Origin of the sequence: Micromonospora inaquosa, from assembly GCF_003857055.1 — a bacterium.
In the GTDB taxonomy this organism is placed as follows: domain Bacteria; phylum Actinomycetota; class Actinomycetes; order Mycobacteriales; family Micromonosporaceae; genus Micromonospora; species Micromonospora inaquosa.
This window is the reverse complement of record NZ_QGSZ01000339.1, coordinates 37,691-60,399: the sequence shown is the minus strand read 5'-3', so window position 1 is coordinate 60,399 and position 22,709 is coordinate 37,691. Positions and strand designations below refer to the sequence as shown.

Here is a 22,709-nt window from a genome sequence, read left to right as displayed (position 1 = left end):
CCGGCCCCACGCTCCGAGGATGACCGCCATGACACTGCTGGACGCCATGACCTGGCAGGGCACCCTGCACAGCGACGGCTGGGTGGAACCGGCCGGCGGCACGGCACCCGTGCGATCTCCCGCCACCGGAGAGGAGATCGCCCAGGTCGGTGTGGCGAACACCGAGGATGTGACGCGCGCCTGCGCCCGCGCCGCCGCCGCCCAGCGGGCCTGGGCCGCCACCGGCTACGCCGAGCGGGCCGCGGTGCTGCGTCGGGCTGGGCAACTGTTCGAGCGGCACGCCGCCGAGATCGGCGACTGGATCGTGCGGGAGGGCGGGTCCATCCCACCCAAGGCCGGCGTCGAGACCGACACCGCAGCGCAGGAATGCTACGAGGCCGCGGCACTGGCGTCGCACCCGCTCGGCGAGATCATCCCGAGCGCGCAACCGCGGCTCAGCCTGGCTCGCCGGTTGCCCGTCGGCGTCGTCGGAGTCATCGCGCCGTTCAACTTTCCGCTCATCCTGGCCACCCGTTCGGTCGCCCCGGCCCTGGCGCTGGGCAACGCCGTGGTGCTCAAGCCCGATCCGCGCACGGCAGTCTGCGGTGGCATCTCGATCGCCCGGGTCTTCGAGGAGGCCGGACTGCCCGACGGACTGCTGCACGTCCTTCCCGGCGGGGCCGAGGTCGGCGAGGCGCTGGTGGCCGACCCGAACGTACGGGTGATCAGCTTCACCGGCTCGACCGCCGCCGGCCGCAAGGTCGGCGAGGCGGCGGCACGCCACCTCAAACGCGCCCACCTCGAACTCGGCGGCAACTCGGCGCTGATCGTGCTCGACGACGCCGACCTTGACCTGGCGGTCTCCGCCGGCGCCTGGGGGTCGTTCCTGCACCAGGGCCAGATCTGCATGACCACCGGCCGACACCTGGTGCACGAGAGCCTGTCCGAGCGGTACGTCGAACGGTTGGCGGAGAAGGCGAACCACCTGCCGGTCGGCGACCCGGCGAAGGAGCAGGTGGCACTCGGACCGATCATCGACGAGCACCAGCGCGACAAGATCCACGCCCTGGTCACGGCGAGCGTCGACGCGGGTGCCCGGCTAGCGGCCGGGGGCACGTACGAGGGGCTGTTCTACCGCCCGACGGTGCTCACCGACGTCACCCCCGCGACCCCGGCGTACGCCCAGGAGGTCTTCGGCCCGGTCGCGCCGGTGATCACCTTCACCGATCAGGACGAGGCCGTGGAGTTGGCCCGGCAGACCGAGTACGGCCTGTCCCTGGGCATCCTGAGCCGCGACGTGATGAAGGCGCTGGCGCTCGCCGACCGGATCCCCAGCGGAATCGTGCACATCAACGATCAGACGGTGAGCGACGAGGCGGTGGCGCCGTTCGGTGGGGTGGGAGCGTCCGGCACCGGCTCACGGTTCGGTGGGTCGGCGGCGAACGTCGACGCGTTCACCGAAACCCAGTGGCTCACCGTGCGGGGCACCATCACGCGGTACCCGTTCTGACACCGGGAGGAGAGGAGCATGCCGGGAATGCGTACCCAGGTCGGCATCATCGGCGCCGGGCCGGCCGGGCTCATGCTGTCGCACCTGCTGCACCTGCGCGGAATCGAGTCCGTGGTGCTGGAGAGTCGCAGCCGCGACTACGTCGAGCACCGACTCCGGGCGGGCGTCCTCGAACAGGGCTCGGTCGACCTGCTCTGCCGCAGCGGTGTGGGCGAACGGCTGCAACGGGAGGGACTGCGCCACGAGGGCATCGAGCTGCGCTTCGCCGGGGAGTCGCATCGGGTGCCGATGGCAGATCTGACCGGGCGGGCGATCACCGTCTACGGGCAGCAGGAAGTGGTCAAGGACCTGATCGCCGCCCGACTCGCGGCCGGCGGCTCGATCCTCTTCGAGGCCGACGCGGTACGCCTGGACGGCCTCGACTCGGACTCGCCGGTCGTCCACTTTCGACGCGACGGGCGTGACGAGGAGCTGCACTGCGACTTCGTGGCCGGCTGCGACGGCTTCCACGGAGTGAGCCGGGGCGCGGTGCCCGAGGGGGTGCTGACCACCTACGAGCGGGCGTACCCCTTCGCCTGGTTGGGTGTCCTCGCCGCCGCGCCGCCGGCGGTGGACGAACTCATCTACGCCAACCACGAACGAGGCTTCGCCCTCCACAGCATGCGCTCCCCCGAGCTTTCGCGGCTGTACCTACAGGTCGCGCCGGACGAGGACATCGCCGCCTGGCCGGACGAACGGATCTGGACGGAACTACGGGCCCGGTTGGAGACGGTGCCGGGCTGGTCGCTCAACGAGGGGCCGATCCTGGAGAAGTCCATCACCGGAATGCGCAGCTTCGTGGTCGAGCCGATGCAGTGGGAGCGGCTGTTCCTGGCCGGGGACGCCGTACACATCGTCCCGCCGACCGGCGCGAAGGGAATGAACCTGGCCCTCGCCGACGTCGCGCTGCTCGGCGACGCCTTCGCCGCGTGGTACGACGGGGGCAGCACCGATCTGCTGGAGAGCTACTCGGCCACGGCGTTGCGCCGGGTCTGGCGGGCCCAGCACTTCTCCTGGTGGATGACCTCGATGCTGCACCGGCTGGAGCGTGACGACCCGTACGAGACGAAGCTGCAGATCGCCACACTGAGGTACGTCACCACCTCCGACGCCTACGCCACCAGCCTGTCGGAGAACTACGTGGGTCTGCCCGAGGTCTGAGTGGGAGTCGGCGCAGCACGTCGTTCAACTTATCCATGACGGGCGTCAGAAATTATTGACTTTCAATGCCGGCGTGACTGACCATGGCCACCACAGCGGCGTGCGCCCCCACGCAGCGGTAGTTCACCTGCAGATCCGAGGCATCCGCCGACTTCCGACGCACCCACCACCCGCCCAGGAAGGGCCTCGTCAATGAAGAAGGTCATGGCTCTCGGGCTGATCGCCGCTACCGCGATCGCCCTCACCGGATGTACCGACTCCGACGCGTCCGAGCCGTCCGAACAGCCGTCGGGCGATCTGCGCAAGGTCCGGGTCGCGGCGCTGCCCATCACCGAGACCGCCGCGCTCTGGGGCGGCATCAAGGCGGGCCTCTTCGCCGAACGCGGCCTCCAGGTCGAGGTGCTGCCCGCCCAGGGCGGCGCGCAGGCCATCCCCGCGCTCATGAACGGCGACATCGACTTCGCGATCGGCCAGCCCTTCGGCCCGTTCCGGGCCGACCTACGGGATCTCGGCGTCGTCATCATCGGCAACTACGCCTCCTCGTACGCCGACGGCGACGACATCAACGCCGTGGTGGCCTCGGCGAAGTCCGGCATCAAGCGGCCCGCCGACCTCGCGGGCAAACGGGTCGCTGTCAACAGCCTGGGCGCCGCCGGCGATGTCACGATCATGGCGGCGGTCGAGAAGGACGGCGGCGATCCGTCGAAGATCAAGTTCGTCGAGGTCGCCTTCCCGGACGCCCCGGCCCAACTCGAATCCGGCAACATCGACGCCGCCTGGGTGCCGGAGCCGTTCGTCACGCAACTGAAGGGCCGCGGCGACACCTTCATCGTCGCGCCCTACCAGGCGGTGGTGCCCGGTCTGACCACGCTCACCACCATCACCACCAAGGAACGCACCGAGAAGGACGCCAAGCTGGTCGAGGACTTCACGGCGGCGATGAAGAAGACGTTGGAGTGGGCCAAGGACCCCGCCAACGAGGCCGCGCTGCGACAGGCCATCAAGGACAACCTGGAGCTGCCCGCGCCGGTGGCCGACTCGGTGCGGCTGCCGGCCTTCGGCTGGGAGATCGACCGGCAGAGCCTGCAGACCCTCGCGGAACTCGCCCAGAAGTACAAGGTGCTCGACAAGCAACCCAACCTCGACCGTCTCATCCAGCAGCAGTAGCAGGCGCGATCCCGCCCTCCCCGGCCCCGGACCGGGGAGGGCCTCGCCGCCCGCGCGACGACGGGAGTGACATGCGCGTTCCTTCCACTCGACGCCTGCGCGCGTTACGCAAAGCGGTGCTGGGCGTCGTCGGCCTGACCGGGTTCCTCGTCGTCTGGCAACTGATCCCGACGCTGGGCCTGATCAACCCGTCGTATCTGCCGTACGTGACGGACGTGCTGGCGCGGCTGTTCGAACAGCTCGTCGACCTCGCGTTCTGGCGCCGGCTGGGCGGCACCATGACGTCCTGGGCGATCGGCCTGACGGTGGCGACCATCGGGGCCGTCGTCCTCGGCACTGTCGTCGGGTTGGTGCCGTTCCTGCGGCGCGCGACCCACACGATGGTCGAGTTCCTGCGCCCGATCCCGTCGGTAGCCCTCATTCCGCTCGCCGTGCTGATGTTCGGCATCCAGCGGCAGGCCGCCCTCGTCATCATCATCTACGCGTCGTTCTGGCAGGTGTTCGTGCAGGTGATCTACGGCGTCGCCGACGTCGACGCGGTGGCTCGCGACACCGCCCGCGGTTTCGGTCTGACCCGGCGGGAGCAGCTGACGCACCTCGTCCTGCCGACCACCCTGCCGTACCTCATGACCGGCCTGCGGCTCGCGGCGGCGGTCGCGCTCATCCTCGCCATCACCGCGGAGATGGTGATCGGCAACCCCGGCCTCGGGCGCATGATCGAGCTGTCCCGCTCCGCCGGCGACGCCGCCGGCCTGTACGCGCTGGTCGTGGTCACCGGCCTGCTCGGGCTCACTGTGAACATCGCCTTCCGGTTCATCGAGCGTCGGGTGCTGTCGTGGCACCAGTCCGTGCGAGGAGAGGAGCCGTTGTGACCGCGTACACGGAGCGGATCGCCGCCACGGCACGCAGCCGGACGGTCGGATCCCGGATCGCGGCGAGCCTCGTCTACCCGCTGGGGCTGCCGACCCTGCTGCTGGTGCTCTGGGGTCTGGTGGCGACGAGGGGCACGAGCAAGTTCTTCCCCGACCCGTTGACGATCGCCGAAGCCTTCCGGGAGACCTGGGTCGGCCCGGCGTTCGTCGAGGACGTGCTGCCCAGCCTCGCCCGCCTCGGCCTCGGCGTCGCCGGGTCGATAGTGCTCGGCATCGCCGCCGGCACCGTGATCGGCCTGACCCACTGGTTGCGTGAACTCCTCGAACCGCTGCTGGAGTTCCTCCGGGCCATCCCGCCGCCGGTGCTGATTCCGGTGGCCATGCTCCTACTCGGGATCACCGACACCATGAAGGTGGTCGTGATCGTCTCCGGTGCGGTCTGGCCGATCCTGTTGAACACCATCGAGGGTGTCCGGGGAACAGACAGCGTCATGAAGGAGACCGCCGAATCGTTTCGGGTCTCCTGGTGGGAGCGGCTCTGGTTCCTCGTGCTCCCGGCCGCCAGCCCACGGATCATGGCCGGGGTTCGCCAGGCCCTCTCGGTCGCGCTGATCCTGATGGTCATCTCCGAGATGTTCGCCTCCTCCTCCGGCCTCGGCTACCGGATCGCCTACTTCCAGCGCAACTACCTCATCGCCGAGATGTGGAGCGGCATCCTCCTGCTCGGCCTCGTCGGTGTCTTCCTCGCCGTCGCTTTCGGTCTCGTCGAACGGCGCGTCCTGCGCTGGTACCACGGAATCAGGGAGGTCAACCGTGCCTGATCGGAGCACCCTGCTGCGGGTGGAGCACTTGCGCAAGGTCTACGAGTCCCCGACGGGCGACGTCGAGGCGATCGGGGACATCAGCTTCACGATGGACGCCGGGGAACTCGTCTGCATCGTCGGGCCGTCCGGTTGCGGCAAGACCACCCTGCTGAAGTGCCTCGCCGGCCTGCTGCGGCCCACCAGCGGCGTGGTCGAGATGGACGGCGCACCGGTGACCGGGCCCAGCCCGGCCATGGCCGTCGTGTTCCAGGAGTACGGTCGCAGCCTCTACCCCTGGCTGACGGTGCGCGGAAACGTCGAGCTTCCGCTGCGGCACAAGCAACTCACCCGCGCGGCCCGAAACAAGCTGGTCGTCGACGCGCTGGAGGCGGTGGGTCTCGCGCACGCCGCGCGAAGCCACCCGTGGCAGCTCTCCGGGGGGATGCAGCAGCGCGTGGCGATCGCGCGGGCGGTCGCCTACCAGCCCGACATCCTGATCATGGATGAACCGTTCGCGGCGGTGGACGCGCAGACCCGGGCAGACCTGGAGGACCTGGTCCGGGAGCTGCACGCGAGCCGCACCATCTCCGTTGTCTTCGTCACCCACGACATCGACGAGTCGGTGTATCTCGGTCAGCGGGTTCTAGTATTGTCCACGTCGCCGACCTGGGTCCAGGAGGACCTCGCGATCGACCTGCCGCCGGAGCGCGATCAGATCACGACCCGCGCCCTGCCCCGTTTCACGGAACTGCGGACGCACGTCTACGACCAGATCCAGCGGGCCAAACGCGGGCAGGCGGTGGCCCCGCGATCCGCGCGCTGATCGGCGGCCAGGCCAACGAGTTCGCCGAAGGGAAGGGCTGTGGGTAGTCGTCAGCCGAAGCAGTTGTTGCTCGCCTTCTTCGGCGAGCATGTCGTCGACGCCGCCACGGGGCCGATCCGCGCGAGCGTCCTGATCAACGTGCTGGAGGGTGCGGACGTCGCCGCGCCGGCCACCCGCGCGACCCTCGACCGTCTCGTGCACAGCGGCATCCTGGCCCGCAGCAGGAGTGGCCGGGAGACGCTGTTCTCGCTGACTGAGCACGGGGTCGCGGTGTTGCGCGAGGCGAAGTACCGGGTACGCGGGCCGCGGCCGTTCGACCCACAGGGCAGCGGGTGGACCCTGGTCACCTTCTCGATCCCGGAGGGCCAGCGGATGCTGCGGCACCGGCTGCGCTCAACCCTCACCTGGGAGGGCTTCGCGCCGATCCGGGACGGGCTCTGGCTCGCGCCCGGCGAGGTCGACCTCGCCGGGTCGTTGGAGCCGCTGCGGCAGGACCTCGCGCCCAACACCGTGATCGCCTTCCACGCCCGCGAGCTCGCCGGGTTCCCGATCGGCGAGAGCGTGCGCGCGGCGTGGGACATCGAGGCGATCCGGCGCGCCCACCTCGCCTTCATCGACGTGTGGGACGACAGGTCCGCGATGGCGATGGCACCGAGCGCCCTCACCGTACGGACGATGCTCGTGGCGGACTGGCTTGCGCTGCTGCGCGCCGACCCGAGGCTGCCGGCCGAGTTCATGGACGCGGAGTGGCCGGCCACGAGATCGGTGCAGACCTACCGTCGGATGCACGAGAAGCTGGCTGGGGCGTCCGCGGCGGAGTTCGCCGAACTCGTCGCGGCCCGGCCTGCGGCTAGGCGCCGAATCGGGCCCTCAGATCGGTCTTCCGCACCTTCCCCGACGCCGTCCGCGGCAGCTCGTCCACGATGACGACGTTCTTCGGTAGCTTGTAGCGGGCGATCCTTCCGTCGAGGCGAGCCCGGATGGTGGCGGTGTCCACCGACACTCCCTCCCGTACGGTCACGATCGCCCACGGCACCTCCCCCCACCGCTCGTCCGGTACGCCGATGACCGCCGCCGACGTCACCCCGTCGACCTCGGTGAGCAGTTGCTCGAGTTCGAGCGGATAGATGTTCTCGCCCCCCGATATGATCATGTCCTTGAGGCGGCCGGTGATGTAGAGGTAGCCGTCGGCGTCCAGGTGGCCGAGGTCCCCGGAGCGGAACCACCCGTCCGCCGTGAACGCCTCGGCGGTCGCCTCCGGGAGCCCGTGGTAGCCGGGGAAGACGTTGGGTCCCGCGACCTCGATCTCACCGACAACGCCGGTGGGCACCACCGCACCGGCCGCATCGGTGATCCGCACGTCGGTGAAGAAGTGCGGCAGACCGACACTGCCCTGCTTGGCACGCGTCATCGCCGGCGGCAGCGCGGTGGCGCCCGGCGCGGCCTCGGTCATGCCGTAACCCTGCGAGAAGGACAGGCCCCGCGACTCGTACGCGTTGAGGACGCGGGCCGGCACCGCCGAACCTCCGCAGGTGAGCTTCGTCAACGTCGACAGGTCGGTCGACGCCCAGGCCGGGTGGTCGGCCATCAGCTGGTAGGTGGTCGGTACGCCGCTGAGCATGGTGACCCCGTGCCGCTCGATCTGCGCGAGCGCGCGGCCCGGTTCGAAGCCCTTCTCGATGACCATCGTGGCGCCCTTGAGGATGACGGGCAGGGCGCCCATCCCGAGCGAGGCGACGTGGAACAGCGGCGAGATCATGAGCGCGACGTCGGTGGAGACGACGTCGTAGTCGACCACACAGTTGAGCGCCACCCAGGTCAGGTTGCCGTGGGTCAGCACGGCGCCCTTGGCCCGGCCGGTCGTGCCGGAGGTGTAGACGATCGCCGCCGGATCCTGGTGGGCGGTGTCGGCATGGTCGGTGAACCCGGCGACGGCGGCCCGGGTCAGGTGGGACAGCCCGGGTCGGTCCGCGGTGCCCTCGCCGTTGACGATGACGTACGGGACCCGGGCGGCCGGCGCGGCGGACGCCACCGGCACCGCGAAGTCCGGGTCGTGGACCAGCACCCGCGCGGCGCAGTCGGCGAGGACGTAGGCGATCTCGGGTGCGGCGAGCCGGGTGTTGATCGGCACGAAGACCGCCCCGACCTGCGCCGCCCCGAACATCACCTGGAGGAGTTCGGGGCTGTTCTCACCAAGGTAGGCGACGGAGTCGCCCTTGCCGACGCCCCGATCCCGCAGCACCGCCGAGATCCGGTCCACGGCGTCGGCGAACTGCCCGTACGTGATGGGAGACCGGTCGCCGTGGATGATCGCGACGCGGTCCGGGGACTTGAGCCGGCGCTTGGCCACCCACGCGCCGATTCCGTGCTGCTGCATCAGCATTCTCCTGGGGTGGAGGTGGTGTGCTCGCCCGGCTCGACCGATGCCCCCGGGCTTCAGGCGTAGAAGCGGTACAGCCCCCGCGCGACGACAGCCGGCTTCGTCCCGCCCGCGATCTCGATCGTCTGGTCGACCGCGATCTGGTAGCCGCCGCGAACCTCGACGACCTCGACGACGGTGGCTCGCATGCGCACCCGTGCCCCGACCACCACCGGCGCCGGGAAGCGCACCTTGTCGAGGCCGTAGTTCACCTTGGTGGTCACGCCCTTGACTTCGAGCAGCTCGGTCCAGAAGGGAACCGCCAGGGACAGCGTGAGGAAGCCGTGCGCGATCGGCGCGCCGAACGGGCCGGTCTTCGCCCGCTCGGGGTCGACGTGGATCCACTGGTGGTCGTCGGTGGCGTCGGCGAACAGGTCCACCTGGTCCTGGGTGACAGTGCGGTACCCGGTGTGACCGAGATCGGTGCCGGCGAGGTCGGCGAGCCGGTCGTAGGTGATGGTCGTCGTCATGGCGTTTCCTCTCGTCGTCACCGGGCGAGGCCCAGCAGTCGGGCCGCGTTGTCCTTCAGGATGCCCGGGAGCACGTCCGGCTTGAGGCCGGTCGTCTGCACGTCGCGCAGCCACCGGTCGGGGGTGAGCATCGGGTAGTCGGTGCCGAAGAGCACCCGTCGCTTCAGCACCGAGTTGGCGTAGCGCACCAACTCGGCCGGGAAGTACTTCGGGCTCCAGCCGGACAGGTCGATCCAGGTGTTGTGCTTGTGCGTGGCCACCGACAACGCCTCGTCCTGCCAGGGCACCGACGGGTGGGCCATGATGATCTGCAGGTCGGGAAAGTCGGCAGCTATCGGGTCGAGCAGGATCGGGTTCGACAGGCCGAGCCGCAGACCGTAACCGCCCGGCGTGCCTGCGCCGATGCCGGTCTGCCCGGTGTGGAAGAGCGCCGGGACACCGGCCCGCTCCAGAAGACCCCACAGCGGCGCGTACTCGTCGTGGCCGGGATCGAAGCCCTGCACCGTGGGGTGGAACTTGAAGCCGCGTACACCCTCCTCCTGGATCAGCCGGTCGGCGAGTTCGAGGGCCGCTTCCCCGGTGCGCGGGTCGACCGACCCGAACGGGATGAGCACGTCGGCGTGCTCGGCCGCCGCGCGGGCGATGTCGGCGCTCGATAGTGGCTGGTGCTTCAGTTGGGTACGCGCGTCCACCGTGAAGACGACGGCCGCCATGCGCCGCTCGCGGTAGTACTGCGCCACCGCGTCGACAGCGGGCCGTGGGCCGTCCGTCTTGAAGTACGCCGACGCCGCCGCGACGAGCGGTTCGGGCAGTGAGGTGTGACCGTGGTCGTCGACCTCGATGTGCACGTGCATGTCGATCGCCGTGACGTCGTCGAGGTCGATCGCGGACTGGTACATGGGGGCCAACCTCCGTCGGGCGGGTCTGCTCGGGCCGGTCAGGACGCCGCGGGATCGAGCTCCTCGGGGAGTTTCGGGAAGCGTTCACCGACGCTCTGCGTGGCGCCTGCGAACGACGTCGGCCAGGCCTCCACGAGCGAGTCGTACGTCCAGCCGCCCTCGCGGTGCGCGGTCAGCGCCGCCTCGGGGTGGGTCCAGATCTGCAGGCGGTCCCCGCCGACCCCGATCACCTGCCCGGTCACCGAGGCCGCCGCGTCGGAGCCGAGGAACGCGACAAGCCCGGCCGCGTCGTCCGCCGTGCCGAACCCCAGCTCGTGTCGGAAGAACGCGGGCATCGGCTCGCCGTTGGCCTCGGCCCGCACCGCCGCGGCGAAGTAGGGGACGGTGGCGGTCATCGCGGTCGCGGCGACCGGAACGACGGCGTTGGCGGTGATGCCGGCCCGCTTGAGTTCGAGCGCCCAGGTACGGACCATGCCGACGATGCCCGCCTTGGCGGCCGCGTAGTTGGTCTGGCCGAAGGTGCCCCGCTGGCCGGTGGGTGATCCGACGCAGATGATCCGCCCGCCCTCGCCGGCCTGCCGCATGTGCTGCACCGCCTCGCGCACCGTGGTGAACGTGCCGCGCAGGTGCACGTTGATCACGGTGTCGAAGTCGTCGTCGCTCATCTTCCACAGCACCGTGTCACGCAGCACGCCGGCGTTGGTGACGAGGATGTCCAGCCGCCCGAAGTGCTCGACCGCCGTGCTGACGAGTTCCTTCGCGGTCTCGGTCGGGCCGACCGGTGCGACCACCGCGACGGCCCGGCCGCCGGACGCCTCGATCGCCGCCACGGCGTCGGCGGTGACCCCGGCGTCGACGTCGTTGACCACGACCGAGGCGCCCCGCCGCGTCAACTCCTGCGCGTAGGCGAGGCCGAGACCCCGCCCGGCCCCGGTGACGATGGCGACTTTGCCGTCCAGTGACATGGAGTGCTCCCTTTCGTCGATGCCGATCCGCGCACGAAGGTGGGGAGTAACACGCGCACCGGCAACGTAATGCAGAATTTGATCGGGCGTCAACGATTTGCAGTCTGTCTACACCAGACGCCGTCCCGGGCATGGTCGGTAGCGGAACTCGCAGAACGCTCCGTCAACCCTGGTGGGAGCTGTTCAACGCCCGGGACACCACCCGGCCGGCGGCCTGCACCAGCGGTGCCAACGCCACCGGGTCCGCCCGGTCGTGGGCGACCACCAGCGAGATCGCCGCCACCACACCCTCCGGTACGCGGATCGGCGCGGCCACCGAGAGGGCGTCCATCGTGACCTGACGGTCGCTGACCGCGTACCCGACCCGGCGCACCTCGGCGAGGCAGCGGCGCAGCCGCCCAGGGTCGGTGATCGTCAGTTCGGTGTACCGCTCCAGCGGCGCGGCCAGCACCTGTTCCTGAACCTCGGCGGGCGCGTGGGCGAGCAGGACCAGCCCGACCCCGGTGGCGTGCAACGCGAAGCGACCCCCCACCCGGGTGAGGACGGGCACCGCGTGCCGACCGGCGATCCGTTCGATGAAGACGAGTTCGAGGTCCTGCCGGACAGCGAGTTGGACGTTCTCGTGGGTCACCTCGTACAGGTCCTCCATGACCGGCAGAGCCAACTCCCGCAGCCCCAGGCCCCTCGGGGCGAGCGAGCCCACCTCCCACAGCCGCAGACCGATCCGGTACCGCCCGTCGTCGCCGCGCTCCAGCGCCCCCCACGCGACCAGTTCCGCGGCCCGCCGGTACACCGTGGACAGTGGTAGCCCGGTGCGACGCGCCAGCTCGCTCAGGGTCAACGCCGGGGTGGCCGGGCTGAACGCGTCGAGCAGTGCCAGCACCTTGCTCGTCACTGACCGCCCCGGTTCTGCGCGCACCCCGTCATCATCCCCGCCCGCGCCGGGTGCTCACAGCTCCAGCACGAGTCGGGGCGTGCGGGCCCGGGAGACGCAGATCATCATGGTGTCCCCGGCGGCCCGCTCGTCGGCGGTGAGCAGGCTGTCGCGATGCTCCGGCACACCGGCGAGCACCGGGGTCTCGCAGGTGCCGCAGGTGCCCTCACGGCAGGACGAGAGGACCTGCACACCGGCCTCCTCCACCGCCCGCAGGATCGGCGTGCCCGGCGGCACTGTCACCGTCCGCCCGGAGAGCGCGAGTTCGACCTCGATCGTCGTCTCCGAGGCGCCGGAGACGTCCCGCCCGGTGAACCGTTCGACGTGCAGGCAGCCGGAGGGCCAGCCGCGGCACCACTCCTCGACCGCCGTGATCAGTGGTTCCGGGCCGCAGCAGTAGACGAGCCCGGTGCCGGGCCGGCCCAGCAACCCGGCCAGGTCGAGCAACCCGGTCTCGTCCTGCGGGTGCAGGCTCACCCGGTCGCCGTACTTCTCCCGCAGGGTGGTGGCGAAGGCCATGGTGGCGCGGGCGCGTCCCCCGTACACCAGCCGCCAGTCCGCGCCCGCGGCGTCCGCGGCGGCGACCATCGGTGCGATGGGAGTGATTCCGATGCCACCGGCGACAAAGAGGTAACGCCGCGCCGGGACCAGCGGGAAGGTGTTGCGCGGTCCGCTCACCCGGACGGTCGCGCCGACGGTGAGCCGCTCGTGCACCAGCCGGGAGCCGCCGCGTCCGTTCGGTTCGCGCTGCACCGCGATCCGCAGGGCGGACCGGTCCGCCGGGTCGCCGCAGAGGGAGTACTGACGGGCCAGCCCGGCGCTCAGCTCCAGGTCGATGTGTGCGCCCGGCGTCCACTCGGGCAGGTCACCGCCGTTGACGCGACACAGGCGGATCGCCACCACCTCGGCGGCCACCTGGTCCCGGCCGGCGACCACCAGCTCCACCCCGGTCAGCACGTCCACCGTCACTCGCGCATCGCCAGCCGCCTCGGCGGTCCGGGCACCGGCACGGCCACGCCCTGGTGGCCCTGCGGGTGGGCGAGCAGCCACTCCCACAACTCGACCGGCTCCTCGGCGAGGCGTTCTGCTCCACAGTGGCAGGTCCCGCGCAGGGTGTCCGTGCCGGGCACCCAGTGGATCCGGTAGACCCGGTCCCCGGTGAGAGTGCCTGCTCGGGAACTCACCGCGCCGCTCCCACCGTCCCCGACCCGATCATCCGGGCCAGCAGTCGTCGGGCGGCCAGGCCACCGGTGTCGATGTTGATGCTCAATTCCTGGTACCTGTCCGGTTCGGTCGCGATCACCTGCTCCAGGATGTTGAGAGCGGTCACGTCCTGCATGACCACTGTGTGGTTGCTGTGGTGGAGGTACTCACTGACCGACTCGTCGTCGATCGCGAAATCCCGCGCCACCGCCCAGAAGTCATAGGTGGTGTGCTCGGTCGACGGGGTGATGGCGTACACGATCTCGGCGTGGAACGCTTCGCTGTCCTCGCCCTCGGCGGGCGGATGGACACCCTGCGGGGCGATGCGGCTGTGCAGGAGGTAGAGGCAGGGCGGGTGGTATTCGATGTCCTGCCAACGGGTGATCCGGCCCTGGATCCCGGTCGAGCGCGCGTAGAACGGCGGGCACTCGGCGTCGTCCATGTGCCGACTGACGTAGACGATCCCCCGGTCCTCGTCGACCTCGGTGGTGATCGGGGTGTTCGCCACCTCCGGTGTGCCGATGTAACCGCCGTGCAGATAGGTCTCGTGGGACAGGTCCAGGAGGTTGTCCACCAGCAGGCTGTACCGCGCGTTCAGCGGCGCCATGCCCCGCACTACCGCGTACCGCGGGTCGGCGAGCCAGGGTGCGCGGGGAACCGCGGCCGGGTCGGCCCGATCCAGGTCGCCGATCCAGACCCAGATGAAGGAGTCCTGTTCCACCACCGGGAACGAGACCACCCGCGCGGTGCGCGGGATGCGCTGTTGACCGGGTACGAAGACGCACGCGCCGGTCGGATCGTAGGTGAAGCCGTGGTAGCCGCAGACGATCGTGTCGCCGTCGAGCCGGCTCTCCGAGAGCGGGAAGCGCCGGTGTACGCACCGGTCGGCGAGCGCCACCGCCTTCCCGGCACCGGTGCGGTACAGCACCAGCGGCTCACCGAGCACCGTGCGGGCGAGCAGGCTTCGCCCCACCTCACTGCCGTAGGCCGCCACATACCACTGGTTACGCGCGAATGCCATGCGACCGGACCTCCATGCCGACGGACGTCGATGGAGCCGGATCGTCGCGTGCGACACCCCCGCTGGGGAACCGGAGCTTTCACTGGGTGAAAGGCTGAGCCGGGCCTTCCCGTACGTGGTGGTGTGGCTGCCGTGCCGGCGGCGCGGCAGCCACACCGGGCGTCACCTGTTCTGCTTCTCCTGGCACGGCACGCAGAAGCGGGCGTGCGGGAGAATTTCGAGCCGCTCGGCCGGGATGCTCCGCTGGCACCTCTGGCAGGCACCGTAGGTGCCGTCGCTGATGCGGCTCAGCGCACCGGTGATCTGCTCGATGGTCTGACGGGTGGCTGCCAGCAGCGCGGCCTGGTTGTGGGCCTCGCCCGGGTCGCCGGTGTCCGCGTTGAGCTCGGTCAGTTCCCGCAGCCGAGCCGTCTGGGTGGCGAAGTCGTCCGCCAGGGACGCTCGCATGTCAGCGAGCCAACTCTGGTCGATAGTACGACGATGATCGACGCTCATGGTCTGCCCTTTCACGGAAATGGACGGGGAAAACAAAAAGGGCCGAAGCTTGGATAGCTTCGCCCTGGCGGTCGTTCTGGGTATGCAACGACTCCGCAGGTGGGCCTCGGCCGGTTCGCATCAGGCTCGACGTCTTGCACGTGAGCGCGGTGCGCGGTGCGCGGACAACCGGCACCCGCATGTCGGCCTTGAGGCGTGTCACTGTCGGAACGCGGCCAGCACGGTCCGCCGCCACCTCGGTGGCGGCGGGCGAGCGGAAGGTCACCGACAGCATGCTCCCACCATAGATTGGTGTCTGCCGTAAAGCCAACGTCCACGGCAACGCCTCACTCCGACGAAGAACCGCCCCTTTTGCTCGCAATGGGATCGTTGCCCGAACCCGCCGACTGGCCTTCGGTCTCACCGTGCGGTCGGCCCAACCGCAACAGGCTGCTCCTTCGTCAGGTGGAGCAGCCACCCCTCGCCGGTGCGGATGAGCGCGTATCGCCGGCTGCCGGTGCGGCCGTGCAGGGTGAACAGCATCCGACGGTCGGTGCGATCGTGCTCCTCCCAGGTGCCGATGTCGGCGATCGACTTGTCGACGTCCTCGTAGGTGAGGTGATCGAGGTCGTGGTCGGGCACGGCGATCGCGAGCCGGTTGTCGCCGGGGCTGTCCGGAAGGCCGCGAGGCACCGCCCAGGAGCGCAGCACACCGCCCTCCTCGAGCCGCAGGTCGAAGTGCGGTCGTGGCTTGCGGTGGTCGTGCAGGACGAAGGCGGGTGCCACCACCCCATTGTCGGCGCCGACCGGCCCTCGCGCCTGTCGACGCGACAACCTCAGGAGCCCTGGGTGAGCGGAACCGGCACGAGTTGGGGAGATTTTTGCGTGGCACGCATATTTGCGTGCCACGCAATTAGCGCTAGCGTGGTGGCATGACGGGACTACGGGAGCGCAAGAAGGCCGAGACGCGGGCGGCGCTCGGCTGGGCCGCGATCCACCTCACCGCGGAGCGCGGCTACGACAACGTCCGCGTCGAGGACATCGCCGAAGCGGTTGGCGTCTCCCCGCGCACCTTCAACAACTACTTCGCCAGCAAGGCCGAGGCGATCGCCTCCCGGCACCTCGACCGCAGCCTGCGCACCGCAGCCGCGCTGCGCGAACGCCCCGCCGAAGAACCGCTCTGGGCGGCGCTCACCCAGGCCGCGCTGGAGCAGTTCACCCGCGGCCCCGAGGTCGAGGCGATGCCCTCCCCCGGCCACGCGCAGTGGGTTGCCGGCGTCCGCACCATGCTCGCCGAGCCCGCGCTACAGGGCGAACGGCTGCGCGCCGCCGCGATCGCCGAGGCCGAGCTCGCTGCCGCGGTCGCCGAGCGCACCGGCACCGACCTCGCCACCGACATGTATCCGAGGCTCGTCGCGGCCGCCGCCAGCGCAGCCGTCGCCGTCGCCATGCAGCACTATCTCGACAGCGCCGACCCGCCCTCCCCGATCGAACGCCTCATCACCGACGCCTTCACCCAGGTCGCCGCCGGCCTCCCCGCTCCGTCGCACTGAGCCGCCCCTCGTCCAGGGCACATCCTCACCCACGTCTCCAGCCGCGTCACACTCCCGCGGCGGGCCGGCCACGTGCCGCGCCCGCCGTGGCGATGACGCACACCCCGAAAGGATCACGATCGTGATCGATGTCGTCATCGTCGGAGCAGGCCCCAACGGCCTCATGCTCGCCTGCGAACTGGCCCTCGCCGGCGTGCATCCTGTCGTCCTCGAACGCCACACCGCGCCCACCGGCGAGGCGCGCGCCAACGGCCTCGTGGGCCAGGTCGTCCGCCTGCTCGACCGGCGCGGCCTCTACGCACCGCTCAGCGGTGAGAGCACCCCGCCGACCCCCCAACCCGCCTTCACCTTCGGCGCGTTCCCGCTGGATCTCACGGTGCTCGCGGAGAACCCGCACTACGTGCTCGGGGTGCCGCAGGCCCAACTCGAGGCCACCCTCGCCGCCCGGGCCGTCGAGCTGGGCGTCGACCTGCGCCGCGGCCACGAGGTCATCGACCTCCACCAACGCCCCGACGGGGTCGAGGTCGACCTCGCCGACGGTACGCAGCTCACCTGCCGTTTCCTCGTCGGCGCCGACGGTGGCCGCAGCGTGGTTCGCCGACTGGCCGGCATCGACTTTCCCGGTGTCACCAACGACCGGTCGATCTCGCGCACCGCCACGGTGACCGTACCCGCGTCATCCCTCGACCCCGAGACGGGCGGCCTGCGCGTCCCCGGCCACGGCGTCGTCCCGCCGTTCCAGCACACCCGCACCCCGCGTGGCCTGATCGCCTGGGCCCCGTTCCCCGGCCGCCCGGCGATCCTCAGCACGACGGAGTGGCCGGACACACCGACGGACGCCGAGACCCCGATGAACCTGGCGGAGCTCCGGGCCAGCGTCGCCCGGGTGCTCGGCGCCGACATCCCCCTGAACGCGCCGGACGGCCCCGGCCTGCTGCGGCGGCTGAGCGGCCACAACACCCGCATCGCCGACCGCTACCGCGCCGGCCGGGTGCTGCTGGTCGGCGACGCCGCGCACGTGCACCCCGCGATCGGCGGCCCCGGCCTCAACCTGGGCCTGCAGGACGCGGTCAACCTGGGTTGGAAGCTCGCCGCCACGGTGCGCGGCTGGGCACCGCCGGGCCTGCTCGACACGTACGAGACGGAGCGTCGCCCCGTCGCCGAACGGGTCGTCATGTCCACCCAGGCGCAGTCGGCGCTCATCGGCCCCGGCGACGAGATCACCGGCCTGCGGGAACTCTTCGCCGAACTGCTGGGCATGCCGGAGGTGACCGGGCACATCGCGGCGCTGATGGCGGGCGCGGACATCCACTACCCGGCCGACCCCGCCGACCCGTTGGCCGGCCGTTGCGCCCCGGACGTGGTCGTGCGTGGCGACCTCGGCCCGGTACGCCTCGCCGAGCTGATCCGCACCGCCCGGCCACTGCTGCTGGACTCCACGGGCGCCTACGCCGAGGTCGCCGCACCCTGGCGGGACCGGGTCGACGTGGTCACCGGGGCGCTGGAGGGCACGACCGCCAGCGCGCTGCTCGTACGCCCCGACTGCTTCATCGCCTGGTCCGCCGGGGACGTCGGCACGCTACGCGCCTCGCTGACCCACCACTTCGGCCCTCCACGATGAGCACAGGACACCGCCCACCCGCTCCGGTCGGGGCGGTCGCCCCTTCTGGCGTTCTCGGCCCTGCCTGGCCCCCGTTCAGTGTCCGTACGGCTGGTACGCCCTCCACTCCTCCACCGAAGTGAGCGGAACTGGTACGGGCCGCTGCACCACCGTTGTCAACTCGATCCGCTGACCCTCCGCCGCAGACTGGAGCAAGCTGGTCATCGTTTCGAGGACGTGCAGCGCGACAGCGCCGTCAGCGCGCGGCGGACGCTGATCGTCGGCCCTGACCAGGTCGATCAGACCGATCCCCCGGGAAGCCTCGGCGTAGCCGGCCTGCGGTTCGAGAGCGCGCCACTCGGTGTCGCCGAGCGCGAAGAGGCGGACCTCGCCGTCGAAGTAGTTCGGATCGGGCACGGCGAGCGTGCCGGCCTCCCCGTGCACCTCGATCGGCGCGGCCGTCGTCCGGACGCCGTCGAAGCTCGTCGTGATGGTGGAGAGCGCACCGTTGGCGTGCTCGAGCACGCCGGTCAGGTGGGTGTCCACCCCCACCGGGATCCGCTGGCCGGTACGCGGGCCCGAGCCGATGACGCGCTCGGCGCGCAGCCGACTGGCGGCTCCGGTCACCGCGCGAACCGGCCCGAGCAGGTGGATCAGCGCCGAGATGTAGTACGGCCCCATGTCCAGCATCGGGCCGCCGCCCGGGGCGTAGTAGAAGTCGGGGTTGGGGTGCCAGCGCTCGTGCCCCGGGGTGACCATGACGGCCGACGCCGACATCGGGCGTCCGATGAGCCCGGCGTCGATCGCCGCCCGCGCCGTCTGCGTGCCCGTGCCCAGGACGGTGTCCGGCGCGCACCCGACGAGGACGCCGACCGACGCGGCCCGTTCGATGATCGAGCGACCGTCCGGGAACGTCACGGCCAGCGGCTTCTCGACGTAGACGTGCTTGCCCGCCTCGATCGTGCCCAGCGAGATGTCGGCATGCGCCGCGGGAATGGTGAGGTTGAGCACCGTCTGCACGTCCGGGTGGGCGAGCAGACGCTCGACGCTCACCGCCTCGGCGCCGGGAATCGTGGCGGCGACCTCGGCCGACCGGGCGGCGTCGAGGTCGGCCACCGCGACGATGCTCACCTCGGGGTGGTCGGCGAGGGTGTCCAGGTAAGCGCGGGAGATGACCCCGAGACCTACGACGCCGACGCGGTGCGGGTCGCCCACACCATCCCCCTCTCGATGACGGTACGAACGCCAGGGTGCTCCAGCACGTCCAGGCTGTGCCCCGGGGTCGTCACGACGACGCGCCCGGAACCCCAGAGCCGGGTCCAGATCGCCGGCGAGGTGACCGGCCGGTGCCACGGGTGCCAGGCCTGCGTCGGGTGGGTGGTCACCGCCAGCACGTCGATCAGGTCGTCGTGCAGCACCCAGTACTGCTCGGAGACCAGGTCGAAGTCGTCGATGCCCGCGGTGATCGGGTGCTCCCGGCCGAGGTCGGTGATGTGCACCGTGTGCGGCAGGAAGTTGTCCTCCTCGCCACCGTGACGTGCACACGGCTCAAGGCCCGGATGGGTAGCGAACTGGCCGCCCACCAGATGCAGGTAGTCGGATGACGCGCGGAACGAGTCCACGATGCCGCCGTGCCAGCCGGTGAAGCCCGTACCGGCGATGACCGCCGCGCTGAGACCCGCCACCTGCGCCGCGGTGATCTGCGACATCGTCATGCACTGCACCACGAGGTCGGTCTCGGCCATCGCGGCCGCATCGGCGTAGATCTCCGTCGACTCCTCGACCCGCACGGCATAGCCGCTTCGTTCGAGGAAGGGAATGAACAGCTCTGTCGCCTTGACCGGCTGGTGCCCCTCCCAACCGCCCCGAACCACCAGTGCCCTCTGCTGCGTCACCCTCGCTCCCTCCCACGGTCCGTCACCGCCGGGCCGGACGCTCCCGTCCCGGCGGGGTGCCGCCGATGCCCGTGCGCATCAGGCATCGACACCGTACCCGTGGTCGCCGACAAAGCCGACGTACACCGGCCTCCGGATTCCACTTTGCTCGGTCTGCTGGAGCGCCCCGCAACGGATCAACCGCTGCGGCGGTTACCCCACAGGCGCGGGCTCTGGACCGAGCCCCGGCCGCCGAGTTGCTGACCCTTGCCATGGGGTTGAGGCGAGGCGGCCTTCTTGCCCTTCGCGCGTCGGGCAGCCCGATTCGCGGGAACGGCAGCCTGGTCGGCCTCGGCCTCGGTCTCGGCCTCGGTCTCGGCTGGGGTGGAGGTGTCGGCATCCACCTCGTGGGCGTCCTGGGCAGGCTCAGGCTCCGGCATCGGGTTCTCCTTGGCTGTGGTGAGGTCCTGCGGGCCGTCGACGACCGCCGGACGCGGACTGATCGACACCGGGAGGCGCGTCATGACGGTAGCGCAACGCCTGGCGGTGCTCTGCGCAGCCATGTCGGCGGACCGGAGCACCACCTCCTGGTGCGCCGTTCCGAGGTCAGGTGACCGGCTCAGTCGAGCACCGACTCACCGCCCGGGTAGGCGAACGACGCGCGCGCTGAGTAGAAGCCCCAGACGATCTCCAGCGGGTCCGCCGGGCGCAGCGCGTAGACCGGGTGGTCGGGTTCGAGGAACTCCAGCGACTCGATCTCGAACGGGTCGACCGGTTCCGCCACGAACGGGTAGTTGCCGCTGAGCAACTTGCCGTCGAGGCGGGTGAGGTAACGCAGCTGACCCGGTTGACGGCGTCCCCGGTGCGCCCGACGCGCGCCGTCGTCCTGATCACGGGTACACCGTCCGCCCTCGGTGGTGGCGATCAGCCGATGTCCGCGTACCTCGATGGTGGTCTTTCCCGGGGTCGCCGGCACGCCCCGGGCGGCGGCGTACGCCCGCACGTCCGGGCTGGAGTTGAGGTAGTGCGTCCACCAGCGGCCGGGGGTGACCCCGTCGGGGGCGTCGACCCCGGCGAGGTCCGGCCCGATGTACGTCAGGGAGTACGCGCCGAAGCCGGAGGTCTGCCCGGCGTCGTCGACGACGTACTGGTTCATGAAGACCTGGTGGTTCGGTGCCGGCTTGAGCCCGTCGGGGACCAGGGCGGCCACCGCGTCGGGGTCGGCCGGCAGCCAACCGAAGTAGATCATTCTGCTGTTCACGACGAGCTGCGGAGCGACGATTTCGGTCACGAGGGGTCCTTCCGCTGGCAGCGATAGTAGTCGCGACGCTACGGAGCCGCCGGACGCCCGGACAACGACGGATTGCCGACATGCGAGCCGTCACCGGTCCCGGGCAGGCCCCCGTGGCTCGGTCGTCACGGCGGACAACATCCGTCGATGTGGTGCCACAGTCGGAACTCCTTGGAACAGGGACCAGGGTCAGCTGGTCACGCGGAAGGTGGCGTCGGCGCGGCTCTGTGCGTCGGTGACCGGGTCGAGCCGCAGCAGGTACGCGTAGTGCCGGAGGTAGCGGTCCGGGTGGCTGTAGGACTGGAACGACGTCCACGAGGAGTTGGCCAGGCCGGCGACCTGCCGGAAGGTGGCGTCGGCGGCGAAGGTGGCGGTGCCGTCGTTGGCTTCCAGCCGGAAGTCGAACCCGTAGTGGCGCAGGTAGTAACCCGGGTAGTTGACCGACTGGATGGCGACGGTGCCGGAGCCGACCAGGCCGGGCACCAGACGCCACTGGCCGTCCTGGGCGGGGCTGACGTTCGGGTCGATGCGGATGTCGTAGTCGTAGTGCCGCACGTACCGGTCCTGGAAGTTGTACGACTGGATCCGGCTGATCGCGGTGGCGGGCCAGCGGGCGAGCACCCGGTTCTGTTCGGCGGCGGTCAGGTTGAGGATCGAACCGTGCCGCTTCTTGGTGCCACCCATGCCGTACGAGCCGGACGCCGGTAGTCGGTAGCTGCCCGGATTCGACGGGTCGGTGGTCAGCACCGGCAGGTAGCCGCGTCCGCTGGAGTACTGATCGAGGTAGAGGACCCACTCGTTGCGGGTGTTCATCTTCATCCACATCGGGCCTTCGACCTGCGCGCCGGTCAGCCCGATGCCGGACAGGTTCCCGAGGGTGGTCCAGGTGCCGAGGATGGAGTTGCTGCCCTCGATGGCGATCTGGCCGTCCCGGGAGGCCCGGACGTAGCGGTAGGCGCCCACGCCGGCCGGCACCTCGACGATCTGTGTGTCGATGATTTCCTGGTTTCCGGGGCGGTTGATGTAGACCTGCGGGGTGGTGACGCTGCGGAAGTTCGCCGTGCGCGCGGAGTAGATGCGGTGCTTGGTCGCGCCGTTGAGCGGGACGTTCGTCGCCCAGTAGAGGACGTAGTCACCGGTGGCCGGGTTCCAGATCGCTTCCGGAGCCCAGGCGTTGCGTCCGTCTGGGATCGCCCCGGCGACGTTCAACAGCCACGGCGCCGACCAGTTGACCAGGTCGGTGGACTCCCACACGACGAGGTTGCGGCTGCCGTTGTTGATCGCGGTAGACCAGTCCTGGCCGCACCCGATGCACAGATCGGTGGCGATGATCCAGTACCGGTCACCGGCCGGTGAGCGGACCAGGGCGGGGTCGCGGACGCCGCGGGTGCCGACGGTGGACCGCAGCACGAGCCCGCCGTCGTTGAGGTCCGTCCAGCGCAGGCCGTCGGTGCTGTGGGCGAGGTAGATCTGCTGGTCTGTCGAGGACTCACCGGTGAAGTGCGCCATCAGGTAGCCGACGGTCGGGTCGAGCGCGGCCGCCTCCTTCGGTGTCGCCGCCGACCAGGTGGTGAACAGCAGGCTCGCGGCCACCGCGACCGCGCAGAGCCGGGCGAGGACTCTCGACATGGGTCTTTCTCCTTCGCGCAGGG

At 70.5% G+C, this 22,709-nt stretch carries 25 protein-coding genes; 9 read left to right on the top strand and 16 right to left on the bottom strand.

Going from position 1 to position 22,709, the window contains the following annotated elements:
- The first annotated feature begins 19 nt into the window (after window positions 1-19).
- From DLJ59_RS31160 to DLJ59_RS31130, 7 genes are all read left to right on the top strand, one after another.
- On the top strand, window positions 20-1,489 hold the full coding sequence (locus tag DLJ59_RS31160) for a benzaldehyde dehydrogenase (protein WP_244236322.1): 1,470 nt from the start codon (window positions 20-22) through the stop codon (window positions 1,487-1,489).
- Between the two features lie 18 nt (window positions 1,490-1,507).
- Complete coding sequence (pobA, locus tag DLJ59_RS31155) at window positions 1,508-2,689, top strand: 4-hydroxybenzoate 3-monooxygenase (protein WP_244236321.1); 1,182 nt, start codon at window positions 1,508-1,510, stop codon at window positions 2,687-2,689.
- Window positions 2,690-2,881: 192 nt separating this feature from the next.
- A complete protein-coding gene (locus DLJ59_RS31150) occupies window positions 2,882-3,856 on the top strand; it encodes an ABC transporter substrate-binding protein (protein ID WP_124777291.1) in 975 nt (324 codons plus the stop codon).
- A 71-nt stretch (window positions 3,857-3,927) separates the two neighbouring features.
- On the top strand, window positions 3,928-4,728 hold the full coding sequence (locus DLJ59_RS31145; RefSeq protein WP_124777288.1) for an ABC transporter permease: 801 nt from the start codon (window positions 3,928-3,930) through the stop codon (window positions 4,726-4,728).
- Entirely contained in the window at window positions 4,725-5,549 is an 825-nt protein-coding gene (locus DLJ59_RS31140; RefSeq protein WP_124777286.1) for an ABC transporter permease, read from the top strand. Before DLJ59_RS31145 ends, DLJ59_RS31140 begins: the two co-directional genes overlap by 4 nt.
- The gene (locus DLJ59_RS31135) at window positions 5,542-6,354 is read left to right on the top strand and encodes an ABC transporter ATP-binding protein (RefSeq protein WP_124777283.1); all 813 of its coding nucleotides are present in this window, start codon (window positions 5,542-5,544) and stop codon (window positions 6,352-6,354) included. Before DLJ59_RS31140 ends, DLJ59_RS31135 begins: the two co-directional genes overlap by 8 nt.
- Window positions 6,355-6,393: 39 nt before the next feature.
- Window positions 6,394-7,281 carry a PaaX family transcriptional regulator gene (locus DLJ59_RS31130; protein ID WP_124777280.1) on the top strand — a complete coding sequence of 296 codons (888 nt, stop codon included), beginning with the start codon at window positions 6,394-6,396 and terminating at the stop codon, window positions 7,279-7,281.
- Here DLJ59_RS31130 and DLJ59_RS31125 read toward each other — a convergent pair.
- The 11 genes from DLJ59_RS31125 to DLJ59_RS31080 all read right to left on the bottom strand — a co-directional run bounded on the left by DLJ59_RS31125 (window position 7,205) and on the right by DLJ59_RS31080 (window position 15,525).
- Window positions 7,205-8,731: an acyl-CoA synthetase gene (locus DLJ59_RS31125; protein ID WP_167493913.1), complete on the bottom strand. Its 1,527-nt coding sequence runs from the start codon at window positions 8,729-8,731 to the stop codon at window positions 7,205-7,207. The genes DLJ59_RS31130 and DLJ59_RS31125 overlap by 77 nt on opposite strands.
- Window positions 8,732-8,790: 59 nt before the next feature.
- Window positions 8,791-9,243: a MaoC family dehydratase gene (locus tag DLJ59_RS31120; RefSeq protein ID WP_124777273.1), complete on the bottom strand. Its 453-nt coding sequence runs from the start codon at window positions 9,241-9,243 to the stop codon at window positions 8,791-8,793.
- 17 nt (window positions 9,244-9,260) lie between these two features.
- Window positions 9,261-10,142 (bottom strand): amidohydrolase family protein, encoded by an 882-nt coding sequence (locus tag DLJ59_RS31115; protein ID WP_124777270.1) that lies wholly within the window; start codon window positions 10,140-10,142, stop codon window positions 9,261-9,263.
- Window positions 10,143-10,180: 38 nt separating this feature from the next.
- Window positions 10,181-11,107 carry an SDR family oxidoreductase gene (locus tag DLJ59_RS31110; RefSeq protein ID WP_124777268.1) on the bottom strand — a complete coding sequence of 309 codons (927 nt, stop codon included), beginning with the start codon at window positions 11,105-11,107 and terminating at the stop codon, window positions 10,181-10,183.
- Between the two features lie 163 nt (window positions 11,108-11,270).
- Window positions 11,271-12,026, bottom strand: a complete 756-nt coding sequence (locus tag DLJ59_RS31105; protein WP_208648893.1) for an IclR family transcriptional regulator — start codon at window positions 12,024-12,026, stop codon at window positions 11,271-11,273.
- 30 nt (window positions 12,027-12,056) lie between these two features.
- Window positions 12,057-13,010: a PDR/VanB family oxidoreductase gene (locus DLJ59_RS31100; RefSeq protein ID WP_341869660.1), complete on the bottom strand. Its 954-nt coding sequence runs from the start codon at window positions 13,008-13,010 to the stop codon at window positions 12,057-12,059.
- A complete protein-coding gene (locus DLJ59_RS31095) occupies window positions 13,007-13,225 on the bottom strand; it encodes a hypothetical protein (protein ID WP_124777265.1) in 219 nt (72 codons plus the stop codon). Before DLJ59_RS31095 ends, DLJ59_RS31100 begins: the two co-directional genes overlap by 4 nt.
- Window positions 13,222-14,265 carry an aromatic ring-hydroxylating dioxygenase subunit alpha gene (locus DLJ59_RS31090; RefSeq protein ID WP_124777262.1) on the bottom strand — a complete coding sequence of 348 codons (1,044 nt, stop codon included), beginning with the start codon at window positions 14,263-14,265 and terminating at the stop codon, window positions 13,222-13,224. Before DLJ59_RS31090 ends, DLJ59_RS31095 begins: the two co-directional genes overlap by 4 nt.
- Before the next feature lie 162 nt (window positions 14,266-14,427).
- Window positions 14,428-14,712, bottom strand: a complete 285-nt coding sequence (locus tag DLJ59_RS31085; protein WP_244236320.1) for a TraR/DksA family transcriptional regulator — start codon at window positions 14,710-14,712, stop codon at window positions 14,428-14,430.
- Window position 14,713: 1 nt separating this feature from the next.
- Window positions 14,714-15,034 carry a hypothetical protein gene (locus tag DLJ59_RS36735; RefSeq protein ID WP_167493912.1) on the bottom strand — a complete coding sequence of 107 codons (321 nt, stop codon included), beginning with the start codon at window positions 15,032-15,034 and terminating at the stop codon, window positions 14,714-14,716.
- 125 nt (window positions 15,035-15,159) lie between these two features.
- On the bottom strand, window positions 15,160-15,525 hold the full coding sequence (locus tag DLJ59_RS31080) for a DNA polymerase ligase N-terminal domain-containing protein (RefSeq protein ID WP_244236319.1): 366 nt from the start codon (window positions 15,523-15,525) through the stop codon (window positions 15,160-15,162).
- Window positions 15,526-15,671: 146 nt separating this feature from the next.
- On the opposite strand from DLJ59_RS31080, the gene DLJ59_RS31075 reads away from it, so the two are divergent.
- Window positions 15,672-16,292, top strand: coding sequence for a TetR/AcrR family transcriptional regulator (locus DLJ59_RS31075; protein ID WP_124777257.1), 621 nt, complete (start codon window positions 15,672-15,674; stop codon window positions 16,290-16,292).
- 121 nt (window positions 16,293-16,413) lie between these two features.
- Window positions 16,414-17,913: an FAD-dependent monooxygenase gene (locus DLJ59_RS31070; RefSeq protein ID WP_124777254.1), complete on the top strand. Its 1,500-nt coding sequence runs from the start codon at window positions 16,414-16,416 to the stop codon at window positions 17,911-17,913.
- 75 nt (window positions 17,914-17,988) lie between these two features.
- Here the strand turns inward: DLJ59_RS31070 and DLJ59_RS31065 are convergent, their stop codons facing one another.
- The 5 genes from DLJ59_RS31065 to DLJ59_RS31045 form a co-directional block, all read right to left on the bottom strand.
- Entirely contained in the window at window positions 17,989-19,107 is a 1,119-nt protein-coding gene (locus tag DLJ59_RS31065) for a Gfo/Idh/MocA family protein (protein WP_124777251.1), read from the bottom strand.
- Window positions 19,077-19,787: a ThuA domain-containing protein gene (locus tag DLJ59_RS31060; RefSeq protein WP_124777248.1), complete on the bottom strand. Its 711-nt coding sequence runs from the start codon at window positions 19,785-19,787 to the stop codon at window positions 19,077-19,079. The genes DLJ59_RS31065 and DLJ59_RS31060 overlap by 31 nt, the downstream gene beginning before the upstream one ends.
- Window positions 19,788-19,963: 176 nt before the next feature.
- Window positions 19,964-20,290, bottom strand: coding sequence for a hypothetical protein (locus tag DLJ59_RS31055; RefSeq protein ID WP_124777244.1), 327 nt, complete (start codon window positions 20,288-20,290; stop codon window positions 19,964-19,966).
- Between the two features lie 95 nt (window positions 20,291-20,385).
- Window positions 20,386-21,057: an acetoacetate decarboxylase family protein gene (locus DLJ59_RS31050; protein ID WP_244236318.1), complete on the bottom strand. Its 672-nt coding sequence runs from the start codon at window positions 21,055-21,057 to the stop codon at window positions 20,386-20,388.
- Window positions 21,058-21,246: 189 nt separating this feature from the next.
- The gene (locus DLJ59_RS31045) at window positions 21,247-22,686 is read right to left on the bottom strand and encodes a glycoside hydrolase family 43 protein (RefSeq protein ID WP_124777242.1); all 1,440 of its coding nucleotides are present in this window, start codon (window positions 22,684-22,686) and stop codon (window positions 21,247-21,249) included.
- Window positions 22,687-22,709 lie beyond the last annotated feature (23 nt).